This window comes from Stenotrophomonas sp. 22LJNL06-5-1 (genome assembly GCF_056861455.1).
On sequence record NZ_JBSPUE010000010.1, the window covers coordinates 72,756 to 92,772 of the forward strand.

Sequence of the window (20,017 nt, forward strand, 5' to 3'; positions counted from 1 at the left end):
GTGCACCTGTCTAGTCCAGCAGCCGCAGATGGAGGTTTGATGACCATGACCGACCCGGCCCCGACGCCGCGCGATTCGGCGCTGCCGCTGTGGCAGCAGATCGAACAGGCGCTGCTGCGGCAGATCCGCGAGCGCCAGTTGGTGGAAGGCGACCAGCTGCCCTCGGCGCAGGTGCTGGCCAAGCGCTTCGCGGTCAACCGCCACACTGTGCGGCGCGCGATCGAGGCCTTGGAAGAACGTGGCTACGTGCGCACGGAAACCGGCCGCGGCAGCTTCGTGCAGGAGCATCCGTACCACTACCCGATCAGCCGCCGCACGCGCTTCGGCCGGGCCATGCATGACCTGAACGTGGAAAGCCACTACACCCTGCTCGATACCCGGGTGCAGGTGCCGAGCCGGCAGGTCGCGCGCGCACTTGGCCTGATCGCCGGCGAGCGTGTGCATCGGGTGGTGTATTCCAGCCAGGTGGAAGGCCGCACGGTGGACCACAGCGAAGCCTATTTCCCGGCTGCCCGCTTCCCGGGGCTGGGCGAGGTGTTCGCACGCATGCCGTCGGTCACCCGCACGCTGGCCGCCTTCGGGGTGACCGACTACCTGCGCCGGCATACCACGGTCATGGCACGCCTGCCCGATGCCGACATCGCGCGCGTGCTCGGGCAGTCGACGCGGCGGCCGGTGCTGTGCGTGCACTCGCTGAATGTCGATCCGCAAGGGCAACCGGTGCAGTTCGGCATCACCTGCTTCGCCGGAGACTGGGTGCAGCTGATGGTCAGCAGCGACCTCTAGGGAAAGCGCGGCGGGCGTTGCACCCGCCGCGTGCTGCGCCTCACGCTGCGCGGCGCAGCGCCGTGTAGCGGCCGTCCACCAGTTCTTCGGCCAGGCCGAAGCTCAGCGTCATGCCCAGGCCACCGCCGCCGATGGCATTGACGATGGTCACGCCCGGTGCCGGCTCGGCGACGAATTCGCTGCTGCCATCCAGCAGCTTGGGATAGATACCGTGCCAGGTCTGCGCAATGCGTGCGTCAGGTACCTGCATGAAACGGGCCAGGTAATCGAGCACCTTCTGGTTGATGGTGTGCTCGTCGAACGGGTCATGCGTATGCGCATAGGCATGCGAATCGCCAATGGTGATTTCACCCAGGCCATTCTGCGCGGCCATCACGTGGATGCCGAGCTCGATCAGATCGGCATGCTCGGCCTGGTAGCGCGCCTGCAACGGCGCGACATCGGCGGCCTCGCGGAATCCAGCGTAGTGCACCAGCGACAGGCCGCCACAGAGGGCAGCGCCCAGGCGGAACCCGGACGGCTGTGCGGCCAGCCGCAGCATCTGCAGCTTGCAGCGGGTCAGTGGCGCCGCCGCGTACAGCTCCGGATACAGCTGTTCGAACTCCGGACCGCTGCAGACGAACACTTGATCGGCCTCGAACAGGCGGCTGCCAGACCACGCCCGACCGCTCTCCACCGCCGTCACCGGAGTGCGCCAATGGAACTGCACACCGTGCTGCTCATGCAGCACGTCCGGCAGCACGCGGATCGCCTGGCGCGGATCGACCACCAGTTCGTCGGCATTGAACAGCGCGCCGCGCAGCTCGCGCGCGACCAGTGCCGGCGACTTCGCCAGTGCCGCATCCCGATCCAGCACGCGGCATGGGCGCAGCTGCGCATTGGCCGCCGCATACTGCTGCAGCACCGCCCATTCGTCGTCGGCATGGGCGACATGCAACGAGCCGCTGGGATCGTGCCAGAGGCCGGCCACGTCGATCAGCTCCTGCCAGATCTGCCGTGAGCGCAGCGCGCGCTCATACAGCGGGCCATTGGGCACGCCGATCGGCCAGACCATGCCGAAGTTGCGGATGGAGGCGCCGACAGCGCGTTCATGGCGCTCCAGCACGGTGACCTTGCAGCCACGTACGGCCAGCGCACGGGCCACGGCCAGGCCGACGATGCCGGCACCGACCACCAGGGCGGTTGTGTTCTTCATGGGGATGGACTCAGACGGAGGCGAGTGCCGGCATGCGAGCCAGGCGCAGCGCCTTGTGGTGGAAGTACAACAGGGACAACAGCAGGCAGGCACCGCCCAGCAGCGACAGATGGATGACCGCACTGGAGAAGAAACGCACCCAGGACAGCTGCAGGCCGGAGAACTCGTGGCCGAGCAGGACCAGCACACTGCCCAGATAGCCGAACGCATCGGCCAGGTACATCACGAAGCCGACATTGCCGGCGACCTTGAAGGTGGCGATCAGGCGTTCGAAGAACACGCAGTTGAACGGCACGTAGGCCAGGTACAGGCCGAAGCCCACCAGGCCCAGCCACGCCAGCGGATGCAGCATGCCTTCGCGGAACGCCAGCGTGCTCAGTCCTGCAGTGGCCAGGCCGATGAACATCAGCGCGTGCAACGCCATCAGGCCGTTGAGGTTGTTGCGGAACCAGGTCAGGCCGGCGGTCAGTGCCAGCACCGCGAACGCCACCGGCGTTTCGATGGCGGCAAACACGCCGGCGCTGCCACCGTAGCCCAGCTCGCGGAACAGCTCGGCTTCGAAGCTGTCGCGGAAATCGCGGACCACGGTCAGGCACACGTAACAGAGGATCATCAGCGCCAGCCCTGGCAGGAAGCGGCGCACGAAGGCACGACGCTGCGCACGGTCCATCGGCAGGCGCGGCGAGCGCTCGCGCAGGTCGGCGGCGTCCGGGGCGGGAATGCGTTCGAGCATGCGCACCGACACCAGCAGCAGCGGCAGGAACAGCAGTCCGCACAGGAATGGCATCCAGAACTCGCTCACGCCCTGCAGCAGCAGCCACTTGCCGACCGACTTCACCACGCCGGAGGCCATGATGAAGCTGGAGGCAAGGATCGCGCCCATCGCTTCGGTGGTCCGTCGCCCTTCCAGATAGCTGAACACCAAGCCCCAGACCATGCCCAGCGGCAGGCCGTTGAGGAACAGGAACGGGATGTTCCAGGGCGCCGGCACCAGCGCGAAGCCAAGCAGGGCCAGCCAGGAGATCCCGATCAGGCCCAGCAGCAGGCTGGCGCGGCGCTCGGTGCGCAGTTCACCGATCACCCGTACGCCGATGAACTTGCTGCACATGTAGCCCAGCACCTGCGCCACCACCAGCCACACTTTGTAGTCGGCGCCGAACAGGTGCTGGTTGTCGAACGAGGCGGCTGCAAACGGTTTGCGGAAGGCATACATGCACGCATAGGTGGACAGCGCGGCACTGCCGGCGAACACGGTCAGTGCCAGCGGATGCCCCTGCAGGCGCGCCCACAGCGATGCCCGGTTCATGCAGCGGCGACCGTGCCGGAACGTGCCAGGCCGAGCAGCGCCGGCAGGCGGTCGAGATGATCGATGATGTGGTCCGGCCCGTACGGCAGCAGTTCGGCACGGGTGAACGCGCCAGTGGTGACCGCCACGTTCAGGCCGACATCGGCATTGCGCCCTTCGTTGATGTCGACTTCGGTGTCCCCCACTTTCACCACCGTCGCAGCATCGTCAACGCCAGTGCGCTGCATCAGTGCCTGGATCATGTACGGCGCCGGGCGGCCCGCCGGCACCTCATCGCTGGCCACCAGCGCGTCGATGCGATCGTGCCAGCCGAGTCGTTCGATGATCACCTCGGCGATGTCGCGCGAGAAACCGGTATCCAGACCGATGCGGATGCCGTGCGTGCGCAGCGTGTCGAACAACGCCTCTGCACCCGGCAGCGGTGCGATGCCCGGCGCATGGCGATAGCACTCGAGCATGCGCGCCACGAAGTCGGTATGGATCGATGCCACGCGCGGGTCGTCCACCGCGGTCCCCAGCAGCCGCGCGATCGCCTGCGGTTTGGGGTAGCCCATCAACGGGCGCACGTCTTCCACCTCGATGGTGTGGCCGGCGGTGGCCATCGCCTCTGCGAAGGCACGGGCGACCAGGCCCGGGTCGGCAACGGTGGTTCCGGCGATATCAAGGACGGCAAGTCGGTAGCGCATGGCGGCAGGCAGCGTTGAGCGGAGGTGCCCAGCTTCGCTGCGGCCGGCCACGCCCTGATGACAGCGCCCGGACAGGCCGGTGCACCTGTCTAGCCGGTCGGTCCCTGCGCTGCCATGTGCCGCACGTGCTCGGCGGCCTGCGCATGCAGCCAGTCGCGGAAGGCGAGGAAGCCACGATGGCGGGCCGAGCGCTGCGGGTACACCAGCCAATGCGGCCAGTCGGTCTTCAGGCGCTGGCTGGACAGTGCGACCAGCTGGCCCGAATCCAGCAGCAGCCGCGCCCGCGTCACCCGCCCGAGGGCCACACCCACGCCATCCAGAGCCGCGCGATGGTGCGCCTCCGAATCATCCAGCACCGCCACGAAGCGCGACGGCGGGCTCTGCCCGCTCAACGCGAACCAGGCGCCCCATGCCCCGTCCGGATCACCCAGCAGCGGCCACCGGGTCAACGGCACACGGTCGACGCCTCCCATGCGTTCGATCAGCGCCGGGCTCGCCATCGGCACCAGCCACTCGTCGAACAGCGGCTCCACCACCAGGCCCGGCCATTGCCCGCTGCCCAGCCGCAGCGCGGCGTCGAACTGGCGCTGCCGCTCGAAATCAATCAGGCGTTCACTCGACTGCAGGTTGATTTCGATCTGTGGGTGCTCAGCCACGAAGTGCCCCAGGCGCGGCACCAGCCACGCCGACGCCATCGACGGCACCGCACTGATCGTCAGCACGTGCTCGGCGCGTGCGGCATAGGGCTGGAAGGCTTCGTTGATCGCATCCAGGTGCGGTCCCACCTGGTCGAGCAGGCGCTGCCCCTCAAGGGTGAGGGTGACACCACGCGGCTGGCGGATCAGCAGCGGCTGCCCGAGCCGTTCTTCCAGCTGCCGCATCTGATGACTGAGCGCGCTGACGGTCAGGTTCATCGACGCCGCCGCGCGCGACAGGTTGCCGAGCCGGGCAGCGGCCACGAAGCCTTGCAGGGCATGGAGCGGTGGGCGGGACATCAGGCTTGAATTCCTCTCAAGGCACGCTTGCGGAAATGTCGCTTTTTGCCCACCCATGCTGCCCGTATCGTGCAATCCACTCAAGTGGAGGCACGCTCATGAACATCTTCGGCGGCTTGTTGTTCCTGCAGGGCCACGTGGCCAGCGCCGAGCTGGCACGCCAACTGGCCAGCCCGTCCCCGGCGCCCAGCAGCCCCCCCGGTAGTGCCGGCCGCTGGCCGGCAACCTCGCCGACCGGGCATTCCACAACTGCCGGTCAACGGCCGGCGCGCCCCTAACGCTGCAGCGCTTCCTGCACCGCTGCAGCCACGTCGGTGTTGTCGATGTAACTGCCGTCGTTCCAGCGCACGTGCTGACGGTAGCCGGCATCAACGCCCCGCACGCGCTTGCCCAGCAGCTCCGCGCCGGCGCCCTTGGCCCACAGCGGTACCAGCGCGTTGGAATGGTTGCCGGTGGGACGGAAGCTCATCCCCGGCATGCGTCCACGGCCGTTGTTGCGCACCGGCGCGAAGGCAACGTTCTGTGCATCCGGGCCCATCGGCATGCTGTTGTCGTGGTCGGTGGTGACGATCAACAGGTTGCGCTCCCAGCCACCGTTGCGCTCGATCCAGTCGACCACCGCCGTCACCGCGTCATTGAACTCCACGGTCTCTTCGATCAACCGGCCATACTGCGGCTGATCGCTGCACTGGCCGTAATGCCATTCGGTGCCGCAGGCACTGGTATGCGCCGCCCAGTCGGTGGCGCCGCCTTCCACCATCAGGAACAGCCCCTTGGACGAGCGCTGCTGCAGGAACTGCAGCGCGCCGCGGGTCATGGTCGCCAGATCGGGCACGCTGTCGATCTTCCTCACTCCCGAAGGCGTGGCTGCATCCTTGCCCAGCACCTGCAGCTGGCGCGCCTGCTGCAGTGTGTTGGCCACGCGCGGCACGCCGATCAGCGGCCGGTCGGCCGGCAACCGTCCCTGCGCCAGCGCGGCGAACGCTTCCTTGCTGCGGATCAGGCGCCACGGCCCGGACGGATTGCCGCCGATGGTGCTGCCCGCTTCCAGCTGCTGCCAATCCTGCTGCGACACCCACTCCCATGGATTCGCACAGCCCTCTGCCTTGGCGGCGTCCATGCCTTCGTTGCAGGCGCGGCCGTCGACGCTGTAGCCCGGGCCTCCGGTGCCCATCACCAGGTCCAGGTGGCCCTGCGCCAGCATCTGGTGCGCAATGGCGTGATAGCTGTTGCGCGATTCGCTCTGCGCCGCGAATGCGGCGGGTGTGGCGTGCGCGAACGGTACCGAAGTCACCACACCGGTCGCCATGCCCAGGCGCTTGGCGCGCAGCGTATTGAACTCGACCGGCTGGCCATCGTTGTTGTAGTTGATGGCGTTGTTGTAGGTCTTGATGCCCGAGGACAACGCCGTACCGGCCGCAGCACTGTCGGTCGCGACCGCCGCCAGGTACTGGTAGCCGACGAACGGCAGATCCTGCGCCGGCACCGGCTCGCTGTCCCAGGCCTTGCCCGCGTCGTAGCCCAGGGTCTGTGCGTTGTCGCGGGTCGGCTGGCTGCTGGCGTTCAACGGGAAGGTGGTTACCGCCAGGCGCTGCGGGAAATCCGCATAGGGGGCACCTTCACGGCTGCCGTACTGCCAGTAGGCGGCGGCATCCCAGGTGCCCCAACCGGCACCGTCGTTGATCATCACGATCACATTGTGCGGACCGGCTCGGCCGGAGGAGACGGCCTCGGCGCGCAGGTTGGGCTGGCAGCCGCCAAGTGCGGCCAGCGCGAGCAGCAACGAAGAATGAAGCCAGCGGCGTGGAATGCGTGCAGTCATCGGATGTCCCGTCGGGCCATCAGCGGCCCACAATGACGATACGTTATATCGTTGCAATATTTCAGCTTCGTGCAGCCGCCGCACACTATCCTGCAGAGTCCCCACTGCCATCATCGTTTCCATGCCGTCTCCTGCTCCTGCGCGTGCAGCGCTGTCGTCCATCACCCTCGATGCGGCAACCTTCGCGGTGATTCATCAGCACAACGCGGACATCGCCAGGCAACCGGCCTCGCTGACCAAGCTGATGACCGCCTACGCGACTTACGAATGTGTCGAGGAGCGCGGGCGCTCGTGGGGCGACGAAGTCACCATCGCCGCCGCCGACGTGCATGCGGTCGCCGACGATGAAACACGCATGGGCCTGGTGCCCGGCGAAACGGTCACGCTCGCACGCCTGCTGGAAGGGTTGATGATCGTCTCCGGCAATGACGCGGCGCTGGCGGTCGCGCGCCACCTGGACGGATCGCAGCCTGCGTTCCTGGAGCGCATGAACCGGCACGCGCGCCAGCTCGGCCTGCGCAGCAGCTGGTTCGCCAGCGTCTCCGGCATCACCACGCCGCACCATGCGTCCAGCGCGCGCGACATGGCGGTGCTGGCCGCCTGCCTGCTGAACGATCATCCACAGATCCTGGCAGTCACCGCGCAGCGCGCGTTCGCGCACGGCAGCTTCAGCCGCAACAACCAGAACGCCCTGCTTGGCGATGACGGCGTGGATGGCTTGAAGACCGGCTACACCCGGGCCGCAGGCTTCTGCCTGGCCGCCACCGCATGCCGGGCGGTACACGGGCAGGACGAGCCGATACGCCTGATCACCGTGGTGTTGGGTTCTGAAAGCCGCGACGCACGCGATGCCCTAGTGCGCGATCAGCTGGCGGCAGGATTCGCCACGCTGGCCAGCAGTACTGCCGGGGCCTGACTCCCGAAGCGGCTCAACGACGCTTGACCGTCGCCACGATCAGCCGCTGCAGCTCGGCCTCGGCGTTGGTCTTGTCCAGCGCGCCGGCGGCCACACCCTCGGACAGGGTTTCAGCCGCACCAAGGATCGCCCAGCGTCCTGCCAGCGGCACCGAGCCATCGGTGGCGAACGGACCCAGCCAGGCGTCGCAGTTGTCGATGAAGTCCTGCTGGTAGCGCCGCCGCACCTCGTGCAGTTCCGGCGCGCCCACCAGCGCGGCGAGGATGCCCTGCACTTCACTGCCCTGGCTGAGGATGCAGTCGATGTAGCCGGAGGCGATGGCCGCCGCACGGTCGGCCAGCTGCGCCCGGGCTCGGCCGATACGCTCGTGGAAAACCACCGTCTGGCGCCCGTCATAGTCATCGTAGAGCGCGGCCAGCAGGCCGTTGCGGGTCACGAAGTGATCGTAGGCCACCGGCTTGGTCACGCCCGCCGCCTCGGCCAGCCGTCCCAGCGTCAACGCGTCGGTGCCTTCTTCGCCAACCAGCGCCCAGGCCACATCCAGCAACTGGCGGGCGCGTTGCTCGCGGGTCAATCGGCGGCGCGTGGGAGCGGCGTTGGCAGGCATCGGCGGAACACGGCGATCAGCGCATCGGAGTGCCTATTTTACGGCCGATCGCCAGCGCGGTCTGCAGATGCGTTCCGGCCGCACCGGTATCGGCATCCAGCAGCAGGTCGGACGTCAGCACGCGTGCGCCACAGTAGTCGAAGATGCCCATGTCGATCTGCGTCTTCATCGCCGCGTCGTAGCCGCGTCGTTCGACCATCGCTGCATCGGCACCGCCCAGCCCCACCAGATGCACGTTCAGGCGCTGCAGCTTCTTCACCAGCCTGCCCTGCGCATCCTGTGCGTAGGCCCATTCGTTGGTGAAGACACGGTCGATCCAGCCCTTCAGCAGTGCCGGGAACGACCACCAGTACAACGGGAACACCAGCACCAGCGTATCGGCGGCCTCCAGCCGTGCGTGCTCGGCGGCGATGTCGGCCGGTACCGCGCCAGTGCTGCGGAACAAGGCCTGGTCCTGGGCGTTGAAGCGGGGATCGAAGCCTTCGGCCATCAGATCGGCGTAGGCCACGGTGTTGCGGGCGTCGGCGGCAGTGATGGCATCGCCGATGCGATGCGCCATCGCATGGGTCAGCGAACCGGGTTCAGGGTGGGCGATGACAATGAGGCTGTGCATGGGGGTCTCCAGAAATCAATAGCTACCAATAGTAAGTAGTGATTATCGGGATACCAGCGCCATCGATGGGACGCTGTTTTCGCATCCACCGTATAGTGCGGCGGTGCCCTGTGAGACACCCGCCGATGCGCCGATACCTGCTTGTTCCCCTGTTGCTCCTGCTGCTGGCCGCGATGGCCCCGGCGGCGCTGGCCGGCGTACTCAGCGCCGACGAGTCGGCGGCCCTGCGCCAGGACGTGCAGGCGATGATGGGCGCATTCGCCCGCGGCGATGCCGAGCTGATCATCGCCCGCACCCATCCCAGCCTGAAGCGCCTGGCCGGGGGCGATGAGGCCTATGCGCGGATGACCCGCGACACCCTGAAAGAACTGCGCAAGGCCGGGGTCACCATCATCAGCGACGAGGCCGGTGTGCCGGGCCACACCTATGCAGCCGGTGATGAAGAAGTCTGCTTCGTGCCCCGCCAGTCGCTGCTGCGCGTGCGCGAGGCGCCGATGCGCAGCACCTCGTTCATGCTCGCCGTGCGCCGCGTCGGCACAACCCAATGGAGTTTCATTGACGGCGCTGCACTGCTGGACAACCCCGCGCTGCTGCGTCAACTGCTGCCGGCGCTGGAGCCTGGCGTGACGCTGCCCAAGGGTGGGATGGAAGCGCTGTAATCGCAGGCGCATCCATCCACGCATGGCGTGGATCTACTGCCGTCTGCTGGCCAGGGCCAGTGCCGGGGTTTCCGTCACCGGAACAAGGCGTTCAAGGCAGCCCCGGAAGCCGCCTGCTGCAGGCCATCGAAACGTCCATCCTGCACGATCGGCTGCGTCGCCTGCATCAACCCGCCCCATGCGGCACGGGCCAGTGCACCGCCCAGGCTGATCCGGCGTACGCCGAGTGCAGCAATGTCCTGCAGGCTCAGCGGTGTCGGTCCACCGACCAGCAGGTTCACCGGCTTCGCCCCTGCAGCGGCAACCACCGCGCTGATCTGCTCGCGCGTGCTGATGCCAGGTGCATACAGCACGTCTGCACCGGCCTCTGCGTAGGCACGCAGGCGCTGCAGGGTGTCCTGCAGATCCGGCACGCCAACGAAGAAATTCTCGGCTCGCCCGACCAGCAGCACATCACCGCCAGCGCGGTCGATGGCCGCACGTGCCGCACGCAGTCGCTCGACCGCCTGGTCGATGGGTCGCAGCGGTGCATCGGCCACGCCGCTGGCGTCCTCGATCGACAAGGCCGCGATGCCGGTATCGAGTGCCGCAGCCACCGCCTCCTCCACCGCCTGTGGCGTAGCGCCGAAGCCATCACCGAAATCGGCGTTCAACGGCAACGAGGTCGCCGCCGCCATCAGGCGCAGATGCTCCAGCGTGGCCTGCAGCGATACCGCGCCGTCCGGCCGCCCCTCACTCCAGGCGCAGCCGGCACTGGTCGTGGCCAGGGCCTGGAAGCCCTGCCGTTGCAGGTAGCGCGCACTGCCCACGTCCCACGGGTTGGGCAGCACGAAGCATCCTGCTGCATGCAGCTGGCGGAAGGTCGCGCGCTTGCGCTGGAGGTCGGCATCGGGCGAGGTCATGGCAGGGCTCCGGGGCGGCAGACCTGCACCCTAGCCCGCCGTGCGGTCGCGCTCAACGACGACGAGGCGAACCTGCATGAGGTGATGCCCCCTGCTTATTGGACGCTGTGGATGCGGGTACCCGAGCGTGCTTGCCTGCCCACACAATGCCGCCACGGAGCCCTTCATGCACCCGGACCCACAGCCCCTCACCGACACCGGCGACGATGACGCCCACTGGGCCGACCTGCTCTCGCCCGCACGGCGCCGCCTGATCGCTTCGGCAGGTCTGGCCGCTGGCGGCCTGGCCAGTGCATCGACCTCCACCGCAGCACCGCGCGGCAACGGCGCGGTGAACACCACCGAGCCTGGCCGCCCCGGCTTCCGCGCCATCGTTCCGCCGGCGCCCGAGGGCAGTAGCCCCTGGGGCCGGGCCACGGCCAGCGAACCGACCCCGCGCCCGGCCAGCGTGCGCCCCGGCGAGGCCACGCTGCCCGCGATCCCACGCGCCTACACCGACATCAAGAGCTATCACGCGCACATCTACTTCGACGAGGACAGCTTCGAGAAGGCTGCGCTGCTGCGACGCTGGGCGGCCGAGCGCTTCCCGGTGGAGCTGGGCAACTGGAACCTGGAGCCGCGCGGGCCGCACGTCACCCCGTCGTTCTATTTCGGCTTCACCAACGACCTGCTGCCGGTGCTGGTGCCCTGGCTGCAGCTCAACAGCCTGGGCCTGACCATCCTGATCCACCCCAATACCGGTGATGGCCGCGCCGACCACCTGTATTACGCGTTGTGGGTGAACCGCGCGCAGCCGGTGAACGCCTACAACTGGCCGGCACCGAAGCCGGGGGAACGGGAGCCGCTGGAGGAGGTGTTCCCGAACGTGGTTCCGACGGTGCCGCTGGAGACGTGAGCGGGTGCGTGGCGGGGGCGGTGGGTGGCGTGCAGCGCAGCGTGGGCTGCCCCTCGGTGGGTGCGTAGCTTGCTGCGCACCGAACTTCCTTCATCCACGCATGGCGTGGATCTACCGCATCACCGCCCATGGCAGCATCAGCCCTGCCCATGCCTGCCGACATCGTCGGCCTACGTGCATGCATCCCCCGCCTGCACGTCGTTCAGCGCGCCTTGATCCAGCGCCCGCCGTACGGCCGCAAGCCCTCCGGGGAATTTCAAACATACGATTGAAACGCTGCAAACTTCGCCGAACTGGACAGCATCCGCCGGTTCCGCCAGACTGCCGCCCTTTCCCGTCTTCCGGATCCCATGGCGAAGCTGCTGGTCCTGCACGGCCCCAACCTCAACCTGCTCGGCACCCGCGAGCCGGAGGTCTACGGCCACACCACGCTGGCCGACATCGACCAGGCGCTGGCCACCCAGGCCTCGGCCGCCGGGCACGCGGTGGAGAGCCTGCAGTCCAATGCCGAGCACGTGCTGGTGGACCGCGTGCAGGCCGCGCGCGACGACGGAACCGCTTTCATCCTGATCAACCCCGCCGCCTTCACCCACACCTCGGTGGCCCTGCGCGATGCGCTGGCGGCGGTGGCGGTGCCGTTCATCGAGATCCACCTGTCCAATCCGCATACCCGCGAACCGTTCCGCCAGCACAGCTACTTCAGTGACAAGGCCGTGGGCGTGGTCTGCGGCTTCGGCGCCGACAGCTACCGCTACGCGATGGACGCGGCGCTGCTGCGCGTGCAGGCGGCCCGCGCGTGAACGTGCTGCCGCGCGTGCTTGCCGGCGTTCTGGCGTGGGCCGGTCTCTGCGGCGCGGCCACGGCGTTCGACCTCAAGGACGAAGGCATCGACTGCGCGCGTCCGACCACCACGATGGAGAGCGACCTGTGCGCCTCGGACGTGGCCGCAGCCGCTGATGTCGAACTCAACGCGGTGTATGCACAAGCCCGGCGCCAGCTGCGCACACCCGCCAACGGCGGCGGCTGCAGCTACTGCGGCGATGCCGAGCAGCAGCTGGTCCTGGCCCAGCGTGCCTGGATACAGCTGCGCGACCATGACTGCAACGCGGTCTATGCCCTCAATTCCGATGGCACAGCGCGCAACGGCGCACAGATGCGCTGCCTGATCACCCTCGCGCGCGACCGTACGCGGCAGCTGCGCGAGTTCTACGAACTGCTTTGACCCGAGCGCGATGCGCTTCCCACCACACTGACATCAAGAGCAAAGAGGCCACCATGGATCTCCGCAAAATCAAGAAGCTGATCGACCTGCTGGAAGAGTCGAACCTGGCTGAAATCGAAATCAAGGAAGGCGAAGAGTCGGTGCGCCTGTCGCGCGCCCCGGTGGCCGGCTATGCCGCCCCGGTCGCCGCCCCGGTGTACGCCGCTCCGGCCGCTCCGGCGCCGCAGGCGATGCCGATGCAGTCGCCGACCGAAGCTTCCACCGGCGGCACCGCCAAGCCGGGCCCGGCACTGCCGGAAGGCCACGTGCTGCGCTCGCCGATGGTCGGCACCTTCTACGCGTCGTCCGCCCCGGACAAGCCGGCCTTCGTCAGCGTTGGCCAGCAGGTCAAGGAAGGCGAGACCCTGGCCATCATCGAAGCAATGAAGATGTTCAACCCGATCGAAGCCGACAAGTCCGGCACCATCGTCGCCATCCTCGGCGAGAACGGCCAGCCGGTCGAATTCGACCAGCCGCTGTTCGTGATCGGCTGAGGGGCACGCCATGCTCGACAAAGTCGTCATCGCCAACCGAGGGGAAATCGCGCTGCGCATCCTGCGCGCGTGCCACACCCTCGGCATCCGCACGGTGGCCGTACACTCCACGGTCGACCGCAACCTCAAGCACGTGGCCATGGCCGACGAGTCGGTCTGCATCGGTCCGGCGCCGTCGCCGCAGAGCTACCTCAACATCCCGGCACTGATCGCTGCGGCGGAAGTCACCGACGCCCAGGCCATCCACCCGGGCTACGGCTTCCTGTCGGAGAACGCAGACTTCGCCGAGCGCGTGGAAGAGTCCGGCTTCATCTTCATCGGCCCCAAGGCCGACACCATCCGCATGATGGGTGACAAGGTCGAAGCCATCCGCGCGATGAAGTCCGCCGGCGTGCCGTGCGTGCCCGGCTCGGGCGGCCCGCTGGGCGAGGACATCGTCGCCAACACCAAGATCGCCCGTGAGATCGGTTACCCGGTCATCATCAAGGCGGCCGGTGGCGGCGGTGGCCGCGGCATGCGCGTGGTGCATGCCGAAGCCTCGCTGAAGACCTCGATCGAAACCACCAAGAGCGAGGCCAAGGCCGCGTTCGGCAATGGCGAGGTCTACATGGAGAAGTTCCTGGAGAATCCGCGCCACGTGGAGATCCAGGTGCTGGCCGACGGCCAGGGCAACGCCATCCACCTCGGCGAACGCGACTGCTCGATGCAGCGCCGCCATCAGAAGGTGGTGGAAGAAGCACCGGCACCGGGCATCAGCGCAGAGCAGCGCGAGCAGATCGGCAAGGTCTGCACCGAAGCCTGCGTGCGCATCGGCTACCGTGGCGCCGGCACGTTCGAGTTCCTGTACGAGGACGGCCGCTTCTACTTCATCGAGATGAACACCCGCATCCAGGTGGAACATCCGGTCACCGAAATGGTCACCGGCATCGACCTGGTGGCCGAGCAGCTGAAGATCGCCGCCGGCCAGAAGCTGTCGATCAAGCAGAGTGACGTGGTGCTGACCGGCCATGCCATCGAATGCCGCATCAACGCCGAAGACGCGGAAACCTTCGTGCCGAGCCCGGGCACCATCACCGGCTTCCATCCGCCGGGCGGCCCCGGCGTGCGCGTGGACACCCACATCTACAGTGGCTACCGCGTGCCGTCGAACTACGACTCGATGATCGGCAAGCTGATCGTGCACGGCCCGGACCGCGAAACCGCCATTGCCCGCATGCGCGTGGCACTGAGCGAAATGGTGGTCGATGGCATCAAGACCAACGTCGCCCTGCAGCAGCGGATCATGCGCGACAAGGGCTTCCAGGCCGGTGGCCAGAACATCCACTACCTGGAAAAGCGCTTGGCCGAACGCAAGAACAAGCCGATCGCGCTGACCTGATCGGCGCCAGGTGCTGGACATGAAAAGGGCGGGGATATCCCCGCCCTTTTCTGTTGCTGCAGGGCCGAGCCCATGCCCGGCTTGCCGGAAAGCCCAGCCGAGCGCGGGCTCGGCTCTACAGCAGGCGCATCAGCGCTTGACGGCCGCTTCGGCCGGAATCTGCGAGTTCGCCAGCGGACGCACGCCATTGGGCGAGGTCGGGTCGACGATCACCATGGTCTCGGTCGAACCATCCGGCCACACCACCTGGAAGGTGCTGCCCGCCGGCAGCGACGCGAACGGCATGCCGCTCTGCGCGCGATAGACCGCGGCCACCTGGCTGGCACCGGCACGGCGCACGTCTTCCTGCGCCTTCACCGTGGTCAGTTCCACCTTCGACAGATGCCGGTAGCGATCTTCATAGGTATCGATCATCAACAGGCCAACCGCGCCGGCCGAGTAGGCCACGAACAGGGCCACCCAGAACCAGAACTTGGCCCCGTGCAGGAATCGGCGGTAGTTCATTGCTCGTTCCTCTTTCCAACCAATCGCTTGATCCATTCCTTCATCTTCCCAGCGCCCTGCCGCGATACCGCAGCGTCATACACGAAATCCCGGAAATCCTGCGTACCATCCTGCGAACAGATCCCTCCGTTCGCACAAAAACTGTTGACCAGCACACTGTCTGCCCCACACGGTAGACCGAGTTCGCAGGCCGCAAGCCGCCATGCGAGTTCACTGAGCTGCTCGCCCGCCACCAGGCCGTTGAGCGCGCGGTCACCCGAGGCGCGCACGCCCATGCCCGGTGCAATCGCCATGAAGGCCTCCGGGTCACGCGAGGTGCGCACCCGTTCAACCAGGTCACGGCGGTACTCAGGGCTGTCCTGCAGCGGTTCGCCCTCGGCGAACAACGCAGCCTCAGCAGCCAGATTGCCTTGTGCGGCCGCCTTGCGACGTTCGGACAGCACCAAGGCCGTGCCCAGCTTGTCGCCCGGCACGAAACCACCACAACGCTGCGCGACGCGTTCGCGCGCCTGCACCATCGCCGGTGCGGCGGTCAGGCCCAGCCCGGCCAGCACGTTGTTGTCCAGGCGGTAGCCGCCCGGATCGACCGCGTACTGCGCGCAATAGTCATAGACACGGCTGAGCATCCAGCGCGCCTCGTGGTTGCCTTCGTCCGCCTGCGCACGCAACCGCTGTGCATAGGCATACAGGTCGGTGGCGTCTTCGATATCGGCGCGGAGATCCAGCGGCAGCCCGGACGGCAATGCATTGCCACGCTCGAAGGGTGCCAGGCGGCGCGCGAGCGCCTCCGGCATCACCGGCAGCGGCGCCGCACTGTCAGTGGCTGCCACCCCACCTGCCAGATCCGCCGACGCCAGCGAAGGGGTCGCAGCATGGCCGCTGGCCCGATAACCGGCCACGCCCAGCACGGCCACGGCCGGCAGTACGAGCAACCAGGTTTTCAGGGTCGGAGCGAAGGCCATCGGCGGCGGTGAGCGATGCGGCGCACAGGAAAGCACGAAGTTTAGCAAGGCCCGGCGGGCCTGTCTGAACGGGCTTCGTTCATCTCGGAGCAGCATCTCAGGCAATACGGAGACGCCCCGATGGTCTAGCATGGCCCCCTTTCCCGCGATTGCCCCCACCGCCATGCCGTTCCTGGAACTGACCCTGCGCTGCACCGAAGCCACCCAGCCCCGCTATGAAAATGCGCTGGAGGACGTTGGTGCACTGGCCGTGACCCTGCTCGATGCCGAGGCCGATACCAGCAACGAACAGGCCATTCTCGAACCGGGCGTGGGCGAGACCCCCCTGTGGGACACACTGGTGTTGAGCGCACTGTTCCCCGCCGACAGCAACGCGCTGTTGCTGCTGGCCGCACTGGAATCCTTCGATCCGGAGCTGGACTGGAGCAGCGGCAGCTTCCGCGCGGTCGAGGATGAAGACTGGGAACGCGCCTGGATCGACCAGTTCCAGCCGATGGATTTCGGCAGCCGTACCTGGATCGTGCCGTGGAACCATGAACTGCCCGATGCCGCACAGGCCGCCGATGCCGCCGTGGTGCGGCTGGACCCGGGCCTGGCGTTCGGTTCGGGCACCCACCCGACCACCGCACTGTGCCTGCGCTGGCTGGACCAGTTGGCGGTCGATGGCCTGCTGCAGGGCCAGCGCGTGCTCGACTTCGGTTGCGGCTCGGGCATCCTCGCACTGGCCGCGCTGAAGCTGGGCGCCGCTGAAGCCATCGGCGTGGACAACGATCCGCAGGCGCTGGTCGCCACCGCCGACAATGCCGAGCGCAACGGCGAACAGGCCCGCATGCATGTGTACCTGCCGCAGGACGAACCGGTCGCGACCTATCCGATCGTGGTCGCCAACATCCTCGCCTCGGCGCTGGATGCGCTGGCCGAACTGCTGGCCGCGCGCGTCGCGGCCGGTGGCCGCATCGCCCTGTCCGGCATCCTGCATGGCCAGGAAGGCGAACTGCTGCAGCGCTATGCAGCATGGTTCGACGATCTTCAGGCCACCCAGGATGGCGACTGGATGCGCATCACCGGCGTGCGCCGCGCCTGATCGTGGTTGAATGACCGCTGGATCCGAGCCCGCGCCCTGAGCATGTCCGAGCCGAACCCACCGCGCCGTCCCCTGGCCACCTTCCTGCGCACGACGCCGGAAGGTGAGCCCGCGCCTGCGACCGATGCGCGCACGCAGGACGAAGCCGGGCACACAACGCCTGTGGAGCAGATGCCCGTCGAGCCCATCGACCTGGCACGACCACCGGCGACAGAGATGCGACACGACGATGACGTTGTCATCGTTGATGAAGCAGCAGCCGTCGAGCCTGCGCCGCTCGCGGTGCAGGCGACGGCGGTCGCCAGTGATGCTCCCAGCTTCCTCGGCAGCGCACGCGCGCGCACGCTGCCAGCACCCCGCTGGCACTGGCTGCTGGTCGCCGGGCTGGCATTGCTGCTGCTACTGCAGAGCGTGCTGGCCGACCGCGCGCGGCTGGCCGCCGACGCCGGCAACCGCGCATGGCTGGGCACGCTGTGCGGCGTGCTGCGCTGCAGCCTGCCTACCTGGCACGAACCCACGGCGTTCACCATGACCAGCCGCGAGATCCGCCCCCTGCCAGGCCAGGCCGGCGTGCTGCAGGTGCAGGCCAGCATCCGCAACGATGCGCGCTGGGCACAGGCGTGGCCGGACCTGCGGCTGTCATTGTCCGATGCCGATGGCCGGGTGATCGGCAGCGGTGTGTTCACGCCCGCGCAGTACCTGGGTGAGAACCCCGGCGCAGCCCTGCTGGAACCGGGCCAGAGCGCGCGCGTCGCGTTCCGGGTACAGGAGCCCGCAGCGTCCACCGTCGCATTCACCTTCGACTTCCTCTGACCGGGGTGAGGCGACCAGCCGTGGCAGGCCGGGCACGCTCGCGCTAGACTGGCCGCCACCACCTCGTCCGGCCGCGCGCTCCGCGCGCACGGGCCAACCGAATCGGGAACCCCCTTGAACGCTGTCCTTTCTCGTCCTGACAACAGTCGTGGCGCTCCCCGGCCACCGCTGCGTGAACACGTCGCCCAGTCCGTGCGCCGCTACCTGCGTGACCTTGATGGCTGCGATGCGGACGATGTCTACGAGATCGTGCTGCGCGAGATGGAAATCCCGCTGTTCGTGGAAGTGCTCAACCACTGCGAAGGCAACCAGAGCCGCGCCGCGGCGATGCTGGGCATCCACCGCGCCACCCTGCGCAAGAAGCTGAAGGAATACGGCATCAGCGCGTAAGCGCGCACCTGGGTAGTGCCGGCCGCTGGCCGGCAACCCCATGAACAATGGCAGGATGTTGCAGTTGCCGGCCAGCGGCCGGCACTACCGGTAGATCCACGCCATGCGTGGATGGAAGCCGGCAGAATCAACCGCCGCCGCCCGCCTTCCAGTAATACCGCACCACGTGGAAGAACACCGGCGCGGCGAAGCACACCGAATCCAGCCGGTCGAGCATGCCACCATGGCCCTCGATCATGTGGCCCCAATCCTTGATGCCACGATCACGCTTGATCGCCGACATCACCAGGCCACCCCAGAACCCCATCAGGTTGATCAGCAACGACAGGCCGAACGCCTGCATCGGCGTGAACGGGGTGATCCACCACAGCGCCGCGCCCAGCGCGCTGGCACTCAGCACGCCGCCCACGAAGCCCTCCACCGTCTTCGACGGCGACAGCTTCGGCGCGATCAGGTGCTTGCCCAGCAGCTTGCCCCAGATGTACTGCAGCACGTCCGAGGACTGCACCACGATCACCAGGAAGGCGAACAGCAGCACGTTGCGCGAGGGGTCATGTCCGGGCACATGCAGGTTCAGCAGCAGCGGCACATGCGAGATGCAGAACACGCAGATCATCAGCCCCCACTGCACCTTCGCCGTGCGCTCCAGGTAGTGCGTGGTGTCACCGCCGATGGTCGACAGGATCGGCAGGAACAGGAACGCATAGACCGGAATCAACAGCGTGTACATGCCGTACCAGTCGATCCACACCAGGTAGTACTGCCACGGCAGGACGATGTAGAACGCGGCCAGCAGCGCGTAGTAATCGCCCGAGCGGGTCGGCGCCAGGGTGATGAACTCGCGCAGCGCGAACAAGGAGATGATCGCGAACAGCACGATCACCCCGGCACGGCCGAAGAACAGCGCCAGCCCGACCACGATCGCCATCACCCACCAGGCACGGATGCGTGACACCAGATTGGCGATGACCGCACTGGGCTGCCCGCGCTGGCGCCAGCGCAGGGTCTCGGCCACCAGCGTGGCCAGCACCAGCACCGCGCCGACACCGGCAAACAGCAGGCCGGTCTGCTGGCCGACACTCTGCGTTGCCAGATCGCCAGATACATCCAGCACGAAACTCATGCGCGACCTCCATTCGGCGCCAGGTCCAGCAGCGCCTGCCGGCTGCGGGCCAGGAAGGCCGCCTTGTCCTCGTCGGCCTGCAGCCGCAGCGGCGTACCGAAGGTGGCCGTGCACAGCAGCGGCAGCGGCAGGAACCGGCCCTTCGGCATCACCCGCTTCAGGTTGTCGATCCATACCGGCACGAATTCCAGCTCCGGCCGTTGCCGTGCCAGGTGATAGATGCCGCTCTTGAACGGCAGCAGCGGCTCATCGCCCACGTTGCGGGTACCTTCCGGAAACAGGATCAGCGAGCAGTCTTCGTCCACCGCGTCACGCAGGGCCTGCAGCGGATCCTGCTGGCGATGGCCAGCCTCGCGCTCGACCAGCACGCCGTTGAACACGGCGTCGATCAGGTAGCGACGCAGGCCATCACGCTGCCAGTATTCGGCCGCGGCCACCGGGCGCACCTGGCGCCGCAGTGCCGGTGGCATCGACGACCAGATCAGCACGAAGTCACCATGGCTGGCGTGGTTGCCGTAGTACACGCGGCGCTCGCTGGACGGCGCGCAACCGATCCACAGCGCGCGTGCGCCGGTCACCACATGGATCGCGCCACTGCAGGCGCGGGCAATCAGTTCGGCAAACAT

At 67.5% G+C, this 20,017-nt stretch carries 24 protein-coding genes; 12 read left to right on the top strand and 12 right to left on the bottom strand.

Annotated elements, in window-relative coordinates:
* The first annotated feature begins 39 nt into the window (after positions 1-39).
* Positions 40-786, top strand: a complete 747-nt coding sequence (phnF, locus tag AC13GF_RS19040; protein WP_483005660.1) for a phosphonate metabolism transcriptional regulator PhnF — start codon at positions 40-42, stop codon at positions 784-786.
* Positions 787-826: 40 nt separating this feature from the next.
* Here phnF and AC13GF_RS19045 read toward each other — a convergent pair whose 3' ends face one another.
* From AC13GF_RS19045 to AC13GF_RS19060, 4 genes are all read right to left on the bottom strand, one after another.
* A complete protein-coding gene (locus tag AC13GF_RS19045) occupies positions 827-1,981 on the bottom strand; it encodes a TIGR03364 family FAD-dependent oxidoreductase (protein WP_483005661.1) in 1,155 nt (384 codons plus the stop codon).
* Positions 1,982-1,991: 10 nt separating this feature from the next.
* Positions 1,992-3,287, bottom strand: coding sequence for a DUF5690 family protein (locus AC13GF_RS19050; protein WP_483005662.1), 1,296 nt, complete (start codon positions 3,285-3,287; stop codon positions 1,992-1,994).
* The gene (locus AC13GF_RS19055) at positions 3,284-3,973 is read right to left on the bottom strand and encodes an HAD family hydrolase (RefSeq protein WP_483005663.1); all 690 of its coding nucleotides are present in this window, start codon (positions 3,971-3,973) and stop codon (positions 3,284-3,286) included. Before AC13GF_RS19055 ends, AC13GF_RS19050 begins: the two co-directional genes overlap by 4 nt.
* Positions 3,974-4,062: 89 nt before the next feature.
* Entirely contained in the window at positions 4,063-4,968 is a 906-nt protein-coding gene (locus AC13GF_RS19060) for a LysR substrate-binding domain-containing protein (protein ID WP_142806852.1), read from the bottom strand.
* 98 nt (positions 4,969-5,066) lie between these two features.
* Between AC13GF_RS19060 and AC13GF_RS19065 the strand changes: the two genes are divergently transcribed.
* Positions 5,067-5,246: a hypothetical protein gene (locus AC13GF_RS19065; protein WP_483005664.1), complete on the top strand. Its 180-nt coding sequence runs from the start codon at positions 5,067-5,069 to the stop codon at positions 5,244-5,246.
* Here the strand turns inward: AC13GF_RS19065 and AC13GF_RS19070 are convergent.
* Positions 5,243-6,790, bottom strand: a complete 1,548-nt coding sequence (locus tag AC13GF_RS19070; protein WP_483005665.1) for an alkaline phosphatase — start codon at positions 6,788-6,790, stop codon at positions 5,243-5,245. The genes AC13GF_RS19065 and AC13GF_RS19070 overlap by 4 nt on opposite strands.
* Before the next feature lie 121 nt (positions 6,791-6,911).
* Here AC13GF_RS19070 and AC13GF_RS19075 point away from each other — a divergent pair, with 121 nt between their 5' ends.
* Complete coding sequence (locus AC13GF_RS19075; protein WP_483005666.1) at positions 6,912-7,706, top strand: D-alanyl-D-alanine carboxypeptidase family protein; 795 nt, start codon at positions 6,912-6,914, stop codon at positions 7,704-7,706.
* Positions 7,707-7,719: 13 nt separating this feature from the next.
* On the opposite strand, the gene AC13GF_RS19080 is transcribed toward AC13GF_RS19075, so the two are convergent.
* Together AC13GF_RS19080 and AC13GF_RS19085 are read right to left on the bottom strand one after the other, a co-directional pair.
* On the bottom strand, positions 7,720-8,313 hold the full coding sequence (locus AC13GF_RS19080) for a TetR/AcrR family transcriptional regulator (RefSeq protein ID WP_024958370.1): 594 nt from the start codon (positions 8,311-8,313) through the stop codon (positions 7,720-7,722).
* A 16-nt stretch (positions 8,314-8,329) separates the two neighbouring features.
* Positions 8,330-8,926, bottom strand: coding sequence for an NAD(P)H-dependent oxidoreductase (locus AC13GF_RS19085; RefSeq protein ID WP_483005667.1), 597 nt, complete (start codon positions 8,924-8,926; stop codon positions 8,330-8,332).
* Positions 8,927-9,051: 125 nt separating this feature from the next.
* Between AC13GF_RS19085 and AC13GF_RS19090 the strand changes: the two genes are divergently transcribed.
* On the top strand, positions 9,052-9,585 hold the full coding sequence (locus AC13GF_RS19090; RefSeq protein ID WP_126928850.1) for a hypothetical protein: 534 nt from the start codon (positions 9,052-9,054) through the stop codon (positions 9,583-9,585).
* Positions 9,586-9,659: 74 nt separating this feature from the next.
* Here AC13GF_RS19090 and AC13GF_RS19095 read toward each other — a convergent pair whose 3' ends face one another.
* A complete protein-coding gene (locus AC13GF_RS19095; RefSeq protein WP_483005668.1) occupies positions 9,660-10,487 on the bottom strand; it encodes an isocitrate lyase/PEP mutase family protein in 828 nt (275 codons plus the stop codon).
* 166 nt (positions 10,488-10,653) lie between these two features.
* Here AC13GF_RS19095 and AC13GF_RS19100 point away from each other — a divergent pair, with 166 nt between their 5' ends.
* The 5 genes from AC13GF_RS19100 (at position 10,654) to accC (ending at position 14,515) form a co-directional block, all read left to right on the top strand.
* Positions 10,654-11,382 (top strand): DOPA 4,5-dioxygenase family protein, encoded by a 729-nt coding sequence (locus AC13GF_RS19100; RefSeq protein ID WP_483005669.1) that lies wholly within the window; start codon positions 10,654-10,656, stop codon positions 11,380-11,382.
* Between the two features lie 350 nt (positions 11,383-11,732).
* Positions 11,733-12,182 carry a type II 3-dehydroquinate dehydratase gene (gene aroQ, locus AC13GF_RS19105; protein ID WP_126930474.1) on the top strand — a complete coding sequence of 150 codons (450 nt, stop codon included), beginning with the start codon at positions 11,733-11,735 and terminating at the stop codon, positions 12,180-12,182.
* A complete protein-coding gene (locus AC13GF_RS19110; RefSeq protein ID WP_483005670.1) occupies positions 12,179-12,604 on the top strand; it encodes a lysozyme inhibitor LprI family protein in 426 nt (141 codons plus the stop codon). The genes aroQ and AC13GF_RS19110 overlap by 4 nt, the downstream gene beginning before the upstream one ends.
* Positions 12,605-12,657: 53 nt before the next feature.
* Complete coding sequence (accB, locus tag AC13GF_RS19115; protein WP_032129560.1) at positions 12,658-13,137, top strand: acetyl-CoA carboxylase biotin carboxyl carrier protein; 480 nt, start codon at positions 12,658-12,660, stop codon at positions 13,135-13,137.
* A gap of 10 nt (positions 13,138-13,147) precedes the next feature.
* Complete coding sequence (accC, locus tag AC13GF_RS19120) at positions 13,148-14,515, top strand: acetyl-CoA carboxylase biotin carboxylase subunit (RefSeq protein WP_126930471.1); 1,368 nt, start codon at positions 13,148-13,150, stop codon at positions 14,513-14,515.
* A 129-nt stretch (positions 14,516-14,644) separates the two neighbouring features.
* Here accC and AC13GF_RS19125 read toward each other — a convergent pair whose 3' ends face one another.
* Both AC13GF_RS19125 and AC13GF_RS19130 read right to left on the bottom strand, forming a co-directional pair.
* The gene (locus tag AC13GF_RS19125) at positions 14,645-15,019 is read right to left on the bottom strand and encodes a hypothetical protein (protein ID WP_126930470.1); all 375 of its coding nucleotides are present in this window, start codon (positions 15,017-15,019) and stop codon (positions 14,645-14,647) included.
* Positions 15,016-15,981 (bottom strand): hypothetical protein, encoded by a 966-nt coding sequence (locus AC13GF_RS19130; RefSeq protein WP_483005707.1) that lies wholly within the window; start codon positions 15,979-15,981, stop codon positions 15,016-15,018. Before AC13GF_RS19130 ends, AC13GF_RS19125 begins: the two co-directional genes overlap by 4 nt.
* Positions 15,982-16,144: 163 nt before the next feature.
* On the opposite strand from AC13GF_RS19130, the gene prmA reads away from it, so the two are divergent.
* The 3 genes from prmA (at position 16,145) to fis (ending at position 18,268) form a co-directional block, all read left to right on the top strand.
* Positions 16,145-17,065, top strand: a complete 921-nt coding sequence (gene prmA, locus AC13GF_RS19135) for a 50S ribosomal protein L11 methyltransferase (protein WP_010481075.1) — start codon at positions 16,145-16,147, stop codon at positions 17,063-17,065.
* 42 nt (positions 17,066-17,107) lie between these two features.
* Positions 17,108-17,878 (top strand): DUF3426 domain-containing protein, encoded by a 771-nt coding sequence (locus tag AC13GF_RS19140; RefSeq protein ID WP_483005671.1) that lies wholly within the window; start codon positions 17,108-17,110, stop codon positions 17,876-17,878.
* Between the two features lie 114 nt (positions 17,879-17,992).
* Positions 17,993-18,268, top strand: coding sequence for a DNA-binding transcriptional regulator Fis (gene fis, locus AC13GF_RS19145; RefSeq protein ID WP_005419706.1), 276 nt, complete (start codon positions 17,993-17,995; stop codon positions 18,266-18,268).
* 127 nt (positions 18,269-18,395) lie between these two features.
* Here fis and AC13GF_RS19150 read toward each other — a convergent pair whose 3' ends face one another.
* Together AC13GF_RS19150 and AC13GF_RS19155 are read right to left on the bottom strand one after the other, a co-directional pair.
* Positions 18,396-19,391 carry a phosphatidate cytidylyltransferase gene (locus AC13GF_RS19150; protein WP_483005672.1) on the bottom strand — a complete coding sequence of 332 codons (996 nt, stop codon included), beginning with the start codon at positions 19,389-19,391 and terminating at the stop codon, positions 18,396-18,398.
* On the bottom strand, positions 19,388-20,017 hold the full coding sequence (locus tag AC13GF_RS19155) for a lysophospholipid acyltransferase family protein (RefSeq protein ID WP_005411260.1): 630 nt from the start codon (positions 20,015-20,017) through the stop codon (positions 19,388-19,390). Before AC13GF_RS19155 ends, AC13GF_RS19150 begins: the two co-directional genes overlap by 4 nt.

Excerpts from the sequence above, each read along its gene's own strand:
- phnF (WP_483005660.1), top strand. The coding sequence starts at position 40 with ATGACCATGACCGACCCGGCCCCGACGCCGCGCGATTCGGCGCTGCCG.
- AC13GF_RS19045 (WP_483005661.1), bottom strand. The coding sequence starts at position 1,981 with ATGAAGAACACAACCGCCCTGGTGGTCGGTGCCGGCATCGTCGGCCTG.
- AC13GF_RS19050 (WP_483005662.1), bottom strand. The coding sequence starts at position 3,287 with ATGAACCGGGCATCGCTGTGGGCGCGCCTGCAGGGGCATCCGCTGGCA.
- AC13GF_RS19055 (WP_483005663.1), bottom strand. The coding sequence starts at position 3,973 with ATGCGCTACCGACTTGCCGTCCTTGATATCGCCGGAACCACCGTTGCC.
- AC13GF_RS19060 (WP_142806852.1), bottom strand. The coding sequence starts at position 4,968 with ATGTCCCGCCCACCGCTCCATGCCCTGCAAGGCTTCGTGGCCGCTGCC.
- AC13GF_RS19065 (WP_483005664.1), top strand. The coding sequence starts at position 5,067 with ATGAACATCTTCGGCGGCTTGTTGTTCCTGCAGGGCCACGTGGCCAGC.
- AC13GF_RS19070 (WP_483005665.1), bottom strand. The coding sequence starts at position 6,790 with ATGACTGCACGCATTCCACGCCGCTGGCTTCATTCTTCGTTGCTGCTC.
- AC13GF_RS19075 (WP_483005666.1), top strand. The coding sequence starts at position 6,912 with ATGCCGTCTCCTGCTCCTGCGCGTGCAGCGCTGTCGTCCATCACCCTC.
- AC13GF_RS19080 (WP_024958370.1), bottom strand. The coding sequence starts at position 8,313 with ATGCCTGCCAACGCCGCTCCCACGCGCCGCCGATTGACCCGCGAGCAA.
- AC13GF_RS19085 (WP_483005667.1), bottom strand. The coding sequence starts at position 8,926 with ATGCACAGCCTCATTGTCATCGCCCACCCTGAACCCGGTTCGCTGACC.
- AC13GF_RS19090 (WP_126928850.1), top strand. The coding sequence starts at position 9,052 with ATGCGCCGATACCTGCTTGTTCCCCTGTTGCTCCTGCTGCTGGCCGCG.
- AC13GF_RS19095 (WP_483005668.1), bottom strand. The coding sequence starts at position 10,487 with ATGACCTCGCCCGATGCCGACCTCCAGCGCAAGCGCGCGACCTTCCGC.
- AC13GF_RS19100 (WP_483005669.1), top strand. The coding sequence starts at position 10,654 with ATGCACCCGGACCCACAGCCCCTCACCGACACCGGCGACGATGACGCC.
- aroQ (WP_126930474.1), top strand. The coding sequence starts at position 11,733 with ATGGCGAAGCTGCTGGTCCTGCACGGCCCCAACCTCAACCTGCTCGGC.
- accB (WP_032129560.1), top strand. The coding sequence starts at position 12,658 with ATGGATCTCCGCAAAATCAAGAAGCTGATCGACCTGCTGGAAGAGTCG.
- accC (WP_126930471.1), top strand. The coding sequence starts at position 13,148 with ATGCTCGACAAAGTCGTCATCGCCAACCGAGGGGAAATCGCGCTGCGC.
- AC13GF_RS19125 (WP_126930470.1), bottom strand. The coding sequence starts at position 15,019 with ATGAACTACCGCCGATTCCTGCACGGGGCCAAGTTCTGGTTCTGGGTG.
- AC13GF_RS19130 (WP_483005707.1), bottom strand. The coding sequence starts at position 15,981 with ATGGCCTTCGCTCCGACCCTGAAAACCTGGTTGCTCGTACTGCCGGCC.
- prmA (WP_010481075.1), top strand. The coding sequence starts at position 16,145 with ATGCCGTTCCTGGAACTGACCCTGCGCTGCACCGAAGCCACCCAGCCC.
- AC13GF_RS19140 (WP_483005671.1), top strand. The coding sequence starts at position 17,108 with ATGTCCGAGCCGAACCCACCGCGCCGTCCCCTGGCCACCTTCCTGCGC.
- AC13GF_RS19150 (WP_483005672.1), bottom strand. The coding sequence starts at position 19,391 with ATGAGTTTCGTGCTGGATGTATCTGGCGATCTGGCAACGCAGAGTGTC.
- AC13GF_RS19155 (WP_005411260.1), bottom strand. The coding sequence starts at position 20,017 with ATGTTTGCCGAACTGATTGCCCGCGCCTGCAGTGGCGCGATCCATGTG.